The sequence below is a fragment of the Pseudoalteromonas sp. SWXJZ94C genome, assembly GCF_015864385.1.
In the GTDB taxonomy this organism is placed as follows: domain Bacteria; phylum Pseudomonadota; class Gammaproteobacteria; order Enterobacterales; family Alteromonadaceae; genus Pseudoalteromonas.
Genome location: NZ_JADYXF010000083.1, coordinates 1 through 8,754, shown reverse-complemented (window position 1 = coordinate 8,754; position 8,754 = coordinate 1). Strand labels below are relative to the sequence as shown.

The 8,754-nt window shown below is 37.0% G+C and carries 8 protein-coding genes and 1 pseudogene; 4 read left to right on the top strand and 5 right to left on the bottom strand.

All coding sequences use genetic code 11. The annotated features are described in order from the left end of the window. Positions 1-419: 419 nt before the first annotated feature. The gene (locus I6F65_RS20585; protein ID WP_166114969.1) at positions 420-815 is read left to right on the top strand and encodes a biopolymer transporter ExbD; all 396 of its coding nucleotides are present in this window, start codon (positions 420-422) and stop codon (positions 813-815) included. 65 nt (positions 816-880) lie between these two features. Here I6F65_RS20585 and I6F65_RS20580 read toward each other — a convergent pair whose 3' ends face one another. From I6F65_RS20580 to I6F65_RS20570, 3 genes are read right to left on the bottom strand one after another with little or no spacing between them, the layout of a single operon-like run. Then, positions 881-3,916 (bottom strand): TonB-dependent siderophore receptor, encoded by a 3,036-nt coding sequence (locus tag I6F65_RS20580; protein WP_197114684.1) that lies wholly within the window; start codon positions 3,914-3,916, stop codon positions 881-883. Positions 3,917-3,925: 9 nt separating this feature from the next. Next, positions 3,926-5,002, bottom strand: coding sequence for a FecR family protein (locus I6F65_RS20575; protein ID WP_166114961.1), 1,077 nt, complete (start codon positions 5,000-5,002; stop codon positions 3,926-3,928). Next, positions 4,999-5,574 carry an RNA polymerase sigma factor gene (locus I6F65_RS20570; RefSeq protein WP_024612899.1) on the bottom strand — a complete coding sequence of 192 codons (576 nt, stop codon included), beginning with the start codon at positions 5,572-5,574 and terminating at the stop codon, positions 4,999-5,001. The genes I6F65_RS20575 and I6F65_RS20570 overlap by 4 nt, the downstream gene beginning before the upstream one ends. 109 nt (positions 5,575-5,683) lie before the next feature. On the opposite strand from I6F65_RS20570, the gene I6F65_RS20565 reads away from it, so the two are divergent. Then, positions 5,684-6,199 (top strand): DUF2937 family protein, encoded by a 516-nt coding sequence (locus I6F65_RS20565; protein ID WP_197114682.1) that lies wholly within the window; start codon positions 5,684-5,686, stop codon positions 6,197-6,199. Here the strand turns inward: I6F65_RS20565 and I6F65_RS20560 are convergent. Continuing rightward, the gene (locus I6F65_RS20560) at positions 6,189-7,070 is read right to left on the bottom strand and encodes a LysR family transcriptional regulator (protein ID WP_166114955.1); all 882 of its coding nucleotides are present in this window, start codon (positions 7,068-7,070) and stop codon (positions 6,189-6,191) included. The two genes, I6F65_RS20565 and I6F65_RS20560, sit on opposite strands and share 11 nt — an antisense overlap. Positions 7,071-7,192: 122 nt before the next feature. On the opposite strand from I6F65_RS20560, the gene I6F65_RS20555 reads away from it, so the two are divergent. Next, positions 7,193-7,843 (top strand): peroxiredoxin-like family protein, encoded by a 651-nt coding sequence (locus I6F65_RS20555; RefSeq protein ID WP_197114680.1) that lies wholly within the window; start codon positions 7,193-7,195, stop codon positions 7,841-7,843. Beyond that, positions 7,843-8,610 (top strand): haloacid dehalogenase type II, encoded by a 768-nt coding sequence (locus I6F65_RS20550; RefSeq protein ID WP_024612895.1) that lies wholly within the window; start codon positions 7,843-7,845, stop codon positions 8,608-8,610. Before I6F65_RS20555 ends, I6F65_RS20550 begins: the two co-directional genes overlap by 1 nt. 33 nt (positions 8,611-8,643) lie before the next feature. On the opposite strand, the pseudogene I6F65_RS20545 reads toward I6F65_RS20550, so the two are convergent. Continuing rightward, positions 8,644-8,754, bottom strand: a pseudogene (locus I6F65_RS20545) (IS5/IS1182 family transposase); the annotation flags it as partial.

Below are 8,754 nucleotides of genomic sequence, written 5' to 3'. Positions count from 1 at the left end.
ATACTCCACAGTGGGTCTTCACGATAAAACGACATACAAATGACTGTCCAAACGGCCATCTCAACAGGAAGCCTTCTGAATTGGGTGCGTAGCTATTGGCTAGAGAAAGTGCGGTAGTGAGTTGCAAAATAAAAGGCTCCTGAATAAATTCAGAAGCCTTTATAAACTAACCAGAAGATCGGTCAATGGATCGTTAAATATTTCTTAACTGATCGGCATTAAGCCTTGTGCTGGGTTTTTTATTGCCTTTAAATAATCGATGATTTAAATATTACATAGTGCGACATAATTTATACAAATATTTAATATTATTAGAATATTTAATTAACCACACTTTATTTTAGCTGTGCTAGTTTTGTTAATAGGATCCTAAAACCTCGCTGTGGCGCCGCAGCATTTAACTAAAAGTAAGGTCCAATATGAAAAGTAAACTAACTAAACTGCAAAATAATGCTGATGTAGATATGACACCTATGCTTGATATAGTGTTCATATTACTAATTTTCTTTATTGTAACTACATCTTTTGTAAAACCGGTAGCTATTGAATTAAACCGCCCGCTCGATAGCCCTCAAATAGACAAACCAGTTAAAAATGCGTTATTTAGTATTGATGAAAGTAACGCAGTGTACTTTGCTGATAGGTTGATTGACTTAGAGCAAGTCTCTACTAACTTAGCAATGTTTGCTGCAAAATATGAAATAAGTTCGGTATTGATAAAAGCTGACGAAAATAGTAATCACAATACATTGATGAATGTAATGAACAATATTAAAGAGTATGAGAACTACTCTATTGCCCTAGTCTCTAAATAAGCATTTAGAATAAACAAAGGGCCTTACGGCCCTTTAACTATAAATAACAATAGGGAGTGTTATCTTTAAAAACGGTATTCTGCGCCTACATAGTAATAAGCACCATTAAATCCAAATGGAGCTGAGCGACGAGAGTATTCAAACACGCCAGAGCTACTTACCACTGTATTGCCATTAGCATCTACAATTGTGCCCGAGCGAGAGTTACCAATTTCATTCTTATCTGGGTAAACATCAAACAAGTTGTTTGCACCAATATTTACAGATAAATTTTCAGTTACAAAATAATTAACTTTTACATCAGTTAAAATTTCTGCTGAATAAGTTTGGCTGCCACCATCTTCAACTGTGTATTCACCAAAGCGATTAAGCGATAAATTAACCGTCCAGTCTTCATTTTGGTAAAGCGCACTTAAGTTAATGCGATCTTCAGGCTGCCATTCTTCAATGATTGAAATTTCTTGGTCTGAGAATACATCTTCAACTGGCACAGTTTCTAAACCTGAACCTGATGGTGTAAATAATGAAACAACATCAGTTTTAGTAAAGTTAGCTGCTAATGTAAAATCAAGCGTGCCACCTAAGCCTTCAGTATTCCATGTTGCTACAAAATCAACACCGCGAGTTTCTGTATCAGCTCCATTTAAGAAAAATTGACCAGCTCCTGCACCTGAGCTAACTAATGCAGCATCTAAGCTTGAAGATAAACCTTTACCTAAACGGTTACTTATAACTATACGGTCGTCGATATCTATTGAGTAGTAATCAACCGTTACGTTAATGTTATCTGTAACGTTATAAACAATACCTAAACTGCGGTTTTGCGATTTTTCTTCTTTAAGTTTTGGAATACCTAAACTTTGCGCAAGTGCTGAGTCATTTCTAAAAGTACCTACTTCTTCAGCTACTAACGTGCCATCTGGACCAATAACAAACTGTGTACTTATGTTGTTAAAGTACAATTGCTGCATTGAAGGCGCTCTAAAACCTGAACTTAACGCACCACGTAATGAAACGGCATCCGTTATTGACCAGTTACCAGCAAGTTTAAAGTTGACTGTATCGCCAAAACCTTTGTAATTATCGTAGCGTAATGCACCTGATAAAATTACATCATCAATTACATAGGCTTCTGCGTCTAAGTAAAACGAAATTACATCTCGCGACTCATCAACCGACGATGCTGGCGATGAACCACCAAAACCTTGCGTTCCACCCGACGCATCTTCAGAGCCTATTCCGCCGCTTAAACCATCGTATATGCTCACACCATTGTTAGTATCGTAATCACGGTATGCGTATTCATTACCCTCTAAAATGCGGTATTCATCAGTACGTATTTCAGCACCCATCGCTAAAGAGTAATCATCAAAGTTTTGAGTAAAATCAATATTGAGTGTTTGTAGTGATAATTCCATACCGTAAGCATATGCTTCACGTGGGATCGTTGCGCGAATATCAGCGGCACTTAAACCTTGATCGTAACGTAAAAAGTTAGCATAAGAAGCATTGATAGTGTCACTTGTTGTGTAATCAATACTGTTTTCGCCGTAAGTATAAGAAATATCTAAACTAGCGTCGTTATCAAACTCAGTTTTATAACCAAAGTTATAAGAGATATCGTCGATAGTCGTATTAATTTTTGGTAAGAAACCTAGCGGAATAGTTGCGTCGTTATCTTGTAAAACAGAGTTACCATCTGCATTTGCATTATGGCGGAAAAATGCTGCCGATTCATTATCACGTGTAGAGTAAGTAATGAAACCATAAAGCTCGCCATCACCTAATTGGTAACCCGTATTCACAACTAAACCAAATTGTTGTGAGTCTGCATCACCAATTCTAAAAGTGTCTCTATCTGCTGTAAGTTCGCGAGGGTCACCGGCTAATAAAGTACCATCGCTAAGTTCTGTACAACCATAAAACTGACACGAACCATGTACACCGGCACGATTTGTTGGCGCTCGGTCGCGATAATTAAGTGTTACATTTACATATCCGTCGTCGCCTAAAGCAAGACCTTTGTTAAAATCTAGGTTAACAGTTTCGCCATCGCCTTCAGAATATTGCCCGTAATTTATAGCGGCTTTACCACCTTCACTACCATCTTTAAGTACAATATTAATTACACCAGCAATTGCATCCGAACCATACTGCGCAGCAGCACCGTCGCGTAATACTTCAATACGTTTAATTGCAGAAGCTGGAATTGCATTCATATCGGTACCCGCAGTACCACGGCCTACCGATGAGTTAATATGAATAATACTTGCTTGGTGACGACGTTTACCGTTGATCAGCACTAAGGTTTGATCTGGACCTAAACCACGAAGTGTCGCAGGTCTTAATGCATCAGTACCATCACTAATAGCTGAACTTGAAAAGTTAAAAGAAGGGGCAATAGCCTGTAACATGCGACCCACTTCTGTCTGGCCTGTATTTTCAAGTGCTTCTGCACTCAAAATATCTACTGGAACGGGTAAATCTTCAACTGAACGACCCGCTACACGACTACCTATGATAGCAATTTTTTCAATTTTTTCTTGAGCAACATCTTCTGCTGCATTTACGCCTTGCGAATTTGCTGCAAGTAACGCTGGTAATATAGCTGCACTGACCGCTGAAAGCTTAATCATGTTGTTATCATTCCTGTTGATTTGTTTGAGTTTTATACTCAGTAAACCATCTTGATCAACAACCGCATCGAGTTGGGTCCCACTTAACAATGCCTGTAAGGCATCTAACTGGGTGTAAAATCCATAAACCGAATTTGCATCGTACTGCTTTGCTAACTCATAAGAAAACATCACGGTTTGCTCTGTTTGTTTAGCAAATTCAATTAAGGCTTTATCTGCTCGCTGCGCTTTGATATCAAATTGCACCATTTGCCCAGTGGTTTGTGTAGCTGCTTGTACACTTAAGCTCAAAAAAGCCGGTACAAGCACACTAAAGCCACTCAATAAATGCGTTTGGTTACTGCGCAACTTATACAAACAGGTGGCAAACAAAAATCCTCTATAGTTTTGTTTCTTTTTTTTAATGTTTTTTTTACTTACAGTCTTTATTGGTGCAACTTTATCTAACATTTTCTTAATTTGCATAACTGCTACTTATGATTCTGTATGGTGTTTAAGACTGACTACGTATTCACCTAAACGCTCATGATCAATTGAAAAGTTTGTTTGTAAACTCTCAAGTAATCCTTCAACGTCACCTGCTTTAAATACTCCCGCAACTTTAATACTGCCAAGCTCTGCAGATGAAAGCTCAAAACGTGTTGAGGTATAGCGGCTAACTTCATTTAATGCATCACTTAGCTCTTCACCATTAAAAATAAGCATGCCGTTTTGCCATGCTAAATCTCGTTGTACATCGTCAACAGATAACTGAGTAATTGGTTTAGTAATGCTTTTTTGAATAATGATTTTTTCGCCTGAGGTAACAATGTTTGCGTTAATTTTTCGAATTTTTTGTGTGCTGTTATTAGCAAGTTGATAGGCTTTAAAATCATTAGCATCTACAGCAACACTTGGATCGGTAACCATAACTTTACCTTCAGTTACTACCAGCTCTAAATCTGAAGAGGTATTGCGTTGAACATTAAATACAGTGCCTAAAGCCGTAAAGCTCTTATCGCCAGCCATAACACTAAACGGGCGGGTAGCATCTTTTGCAACATTAAATCGCCCTTCACCTTTGCTTAAAAGTAATTGCCTACGTCCTTTGCTGTATGCGACCTCTAATAAACTATTGGTATTTAACTGAACAATAGTGCCATCAGGTAATACGTATGTGGCTTGCTCGCCTACTTTCGTTTTATAAATTTTAGTGTAATTAATCTTTGCTAACTCTTGGCTGTAACCACTTTCTAAATTAATGAGTAAATAGCTGCACACCATTAACGCAGCAAATAAACTCGCTGCTATTGAATACGAAAATACCCAGTTAGATTTTTGTGGCACGGTACTGCGATGAGGAAATAAACTACTTAATTCATTTAATACCGACAGCTCATCCCATAAATGGGCTAGCTCGTATACGGCATCTTGATGAGCCGTACTTTGCATCATCCATAATTTAAATTGCTCTTTTTCGTCATCATTAAGTCCGCGATCAATCGCACTTATCCAATCACAGGCTTTTTCTAAAATTAAGTCTTTTGAGGTAAACTGATGCACATTACTCATTTTGCTACCCTCTGAGTAGACAGCGGTTGCAGTGACGTTGGAATATTATCGCTATGCGCATTAATATTCCGGTCATGCTCTCGCATATACAATATTGTTTGTAATAATCCTTTGGCAATGTGTTTTTCAACAGTACTTTGACTTAGCTGCATTTGTTCTGCTATTTCTTTTTGACTCATGCCATATACTTTTTTTAATATAAAACACTTTCGAATTGATGAGCTTAATTGCTCGGTTGCTTTGCAAAAAAGTAAAAAGCGCTCTTTTGAAGTGTATTCGTCTTCTAATTGCATTGATTTAAGCAACGTGGGTAATTCACTGTCGTGCTCTAAAGACTCGCTAAATTTGTTATCCCATTTTGCAATGTGATTTAGCGCTAAATGTTTAGCTGTTTTGAGCATGTAACTACGCGTAAATTGAATATCTTGCTTTAAATCAGCTTCATAGCTTTTTATAAACGTTTCTTGCACAATGTCTTCTACATCATCGGGTTGTACAATACGTGATACAAAACGTTTAAGTTGACTTGAAACATCAACAAATGTTGACGTAAAACTTACTTTTTTCGTCATCCTTAACACCCACCTGTTATTGTTTGTATGGTCGTTAGATTACGAGTTTTAAGCATAAAAACCAAGCCCAGATGTTAACATTAGGTAATTTAAATAAATGAGAAGATATATGAGTAAACTTTTAGACTACATAAGGCTTAGCTTTTTTGCATGTGGTTTACTACTTGGTGTACAAATACCTGCTTTTGTTAGCAATTTTGGACAAGCGCTCAACGCACATTTAGTTGAGGCAAATACGGCAATTGCACCATTTAAAAAAGATGCAGCTCAATACTTTAATAATGATTTGAGTAAACTCATTAAACATTACCAAAATTTAGGTGATGATATAGTTGGTAAAGGTGGGAATCATATAAATACACTTTTTAAACGCCAACAAAGCCTACAACAAGCAGTAAATGAATTTACCCAATCCCCATATTTATTTACTTTATCGAGTGATCTTACAAACATAAAACAACAAGTTTGGCTTCATTTTGAAGGGCAAATAATACTTAAAAAAGACTCTATTACTGCCGCTATTATTGCTGCCATTTTAATAGCAATGCTTGCTGAACTTTGTGGGTTTTTATTACTTGTTGGCTTTAAACGAGGCTACAAAAAACTGTTAAAAATTAAGGAATAAATAAAGACTTCATAAAATCGTAAAACACGTCAGTTTTTCGTGTTGTTAAGCTGTTCTGTGGTCGTAAAAACCATACCGGTGCATCACTTTGTGCCATTACACCTGGCATTACTTCTATTAAAGTGCCATTTTTAATGTCTTCATGAATTGCTATCATTGATTTAATTGCAATACCATGACCAGCAATCGCTGCTTGAGTCATGTTGTCTGAATTAGAAATAGTAAATCGTGTTCTCGCGTTAAACGTGTGTATTTTACCTTGTTCATCAAAAAGCTTTAATTGCCTTTGCCACGGTAAACATACCCAGTAATGGTCGCTCAATTGCGTTAAGTTTTTAGGCATCCCATATTTTTCTATATAGCTAGGAGCTGCGCAAAGTATACGGCTATTGTTAACTATTTTTCGCGAAAGCAAACCTGAATCATTTAGTTGCCCAACTCGAATTGCCACGTCTTGTGCATCATCAACTACATTTACAAAATGATCGGTTATTAAAAAATCCAGTTTTAGCTCAGGATAATTTTGCTCAAATTCAGTTAACTTTGGCATTACATATTTTGAAAAAACCCAAGGAGGCATCGTTACTCTTAACAAACCACTAACAGAAGAACTGCGTGCACCAATACTGTGTTCAGCGTCATGTAGTGCCTCAATAATAGCCCCCACTCGCGTGTAAAAAATCTCTCCTGCCGGCGATAAACGTACTCTGCGGCTATCTCTAAAAACTAAAACAGTAGACAATTCACGCTCTAATTTACTTAGCCGATGGCTTACTGTTGCAGGTGATAAGCGTTGCTCACGCGCTGCAGCAAGTACCCCCTTGTTTTCGACTACCGCTATAAACGTTTCTAAGTCACTCAAGTTATACATAATAATGCCAATATATACTTTTCAATGTTTAACATTTTCGAATGAAGCTTTCACTTTTGCAATGTTTATTTAAATAACTAAAACACTATACTCGAACGCAGTTCAATTATTGAGGTTTTATCATGAGTTTAAAAGCGCAAATAGATGCGTACAATGTTGAAAAAGATGCCAAGTTACCGGCTGATGTTTTAGCATTAATGAACACGACAAACGAAGAACTGATTGCACAGCATATTAAAGATAACGCTTTGCAAATTGGTCAAAAAGTAGAAAACTTTAGCCTAGCTAATCACAACGGCAAAAACGTTGAGCTTGAAGATTTACTTAAAAAAGGCCCGGTAATTGTTAGCTTTTACCGTGGTGGTTGGTGTCCATATTGTAATTTAGAGCTAAAAGCCCTGAACGATTACTTACCTCAATTTAAAGCTCAAAACGCACAGTTAGTAGCAGTATCACCACAATTACCTGACGAAACGTTATCTACAGCACAAAAGAATGAACTTGAATTTGATGTTCTTTCAGATGTAAGCAATAAAGTAGCAGAGCAATTTGGCTTATTATTTACGCTAGATGAGCGTATTCAAGCTTTGTATACTAAGTTTGGTATTGATTTTGAACATTACTACGGTGATAAAAGTTATAAACTTCCGTTACCGGCTACCTACGTAATTAATCAAGATAGCATTATTACTTACGCATTTTTAAGCGAAGACTACACATTACGCGCAGAACCTATTGATATAATGACAGCACTTGAATCGGAGAATAGTTAATGTCTATTTTAAAATCGTTAAAAACAATCACACTTTCACTTCTTGTAGGTACTAGCCTTGTATCAGGCTATGCAATAGCTGATGAAGCACAAGAACAAGCAAAACCTAAAGTACTTATTTTTGATGTAAACGAAACTCTACTTGATTTAACGTCAATGCGTACCTCGATTGGTAAAGCACTTGGCGGACGTGAAGACTTATTACCATTGTGGTTTTCTACAATGTTACATCATTCACTTGTAGATACTGTAACAGGTGATTACCACGATTTTGGTCAAATTGGTGTTGCTTCTCTTGCAATGGTTGCTAAAAACAACAATATCAAAATTACTAATGAGCAAGCTAAAACAGCTATTGTTACTCCACTTTTAACACTTCCGCCACATAGCGATGTTAAAGAAGGCTTGGCTAAACTTAAAGCACAAGGCTACAAATTAGTTAGCCTTACAAACTCTTCAAACAAAGGTGTACAAGCACAGTTTGAAAGCGCTGGTTTAACGTCGTACTTTGATGCGCGTTACAGTATTGAAGATATTAAAATTTATAAACCGGATCTACGTGCTTACGAGTGGGTACTTAAAAAGCTAAATGTAAAACCAAGTGAAGCAATGATGGTAGCGGCGCACGGTTGGGATGTAGCTGGTGCTAAACAAGCTGGTTTACAAACGACCTTTATTGCACGCCCAGGTAAAGCACTTTACCCATTAGCAAAAAAACCAGATCATGTAGTAAAAGACTTATTTGAACTAGCTGAAATACTTAAATAATACTAGGGGCTGTTGATCTTTGTAGTATATATATTAATCAGCCCACATTGGTAGCCACATCATAGTGAATGCTAAAGCGAGCATGGAATGATAATTCCGTTCAAGCTTTTCATACCTTGTAGCTATCCCTCTATATTGTTTGAT

Bases quoted from the DNA above. Each gene is read 5' to 3' on its own strand.
- I6F65_RS20555 (WP_197114680.1), top strand. From the start codon at position 7,193: ATGAGTTTAAAAGCGCAAATAGATGCGTACAATGTTGAAAAAGATGCC.
- I6F65_RS20575 (WP_166114961.1), bottom strand. From the start codon at position 5,002: ATGAGTAATGTGCATCAGTTTACCTCAAAAGACTTAATTTTAGAAAAA.
- I6F65_RS20585 (WP_166114969.1), top strand. From the start codon at position 420: ATGAAAAGTAAACTAACTAAACTGCAAAATAATGCTGATGTAGATATG.
- I6F65_RS20565 (WP_197114682.1), top strand. From the start codon at position 5,684: ATGAGTAAACTTTTAGACTACATAAGGCTTAGCTTTTTTGCATGTGGT.
- I6F65_RS20570 (WP_024612899.1), bottom strand. From the start codon at position 5,574: ATGACGAAAAAAGTAAGTTTTACGTCAACATTTGTTGATGTTTCAAGT.
- I6F65_RS20580 (WP_197114684.1), bottom strand. From the start codon at position 3,916: ATGCAAATTAAGAAAATGTTAGATAAAGTTGCACCAATAAAGACTGTA.
- I6F65_RS20560 (WP_166114955.1), bottom strand. From the start codon at position 7,070: ATGTATAACTTGAGTGACTTAGAAACGTTTATAGCGGTAGTCGAAAAC.
- I6F65_RS20550 (WP_024612895.1), top strand. From the start codon at position 7,843: ATGTCTATTTTAAAATCGTTAAAAACAATCACACTTTCACTTCTTGTA.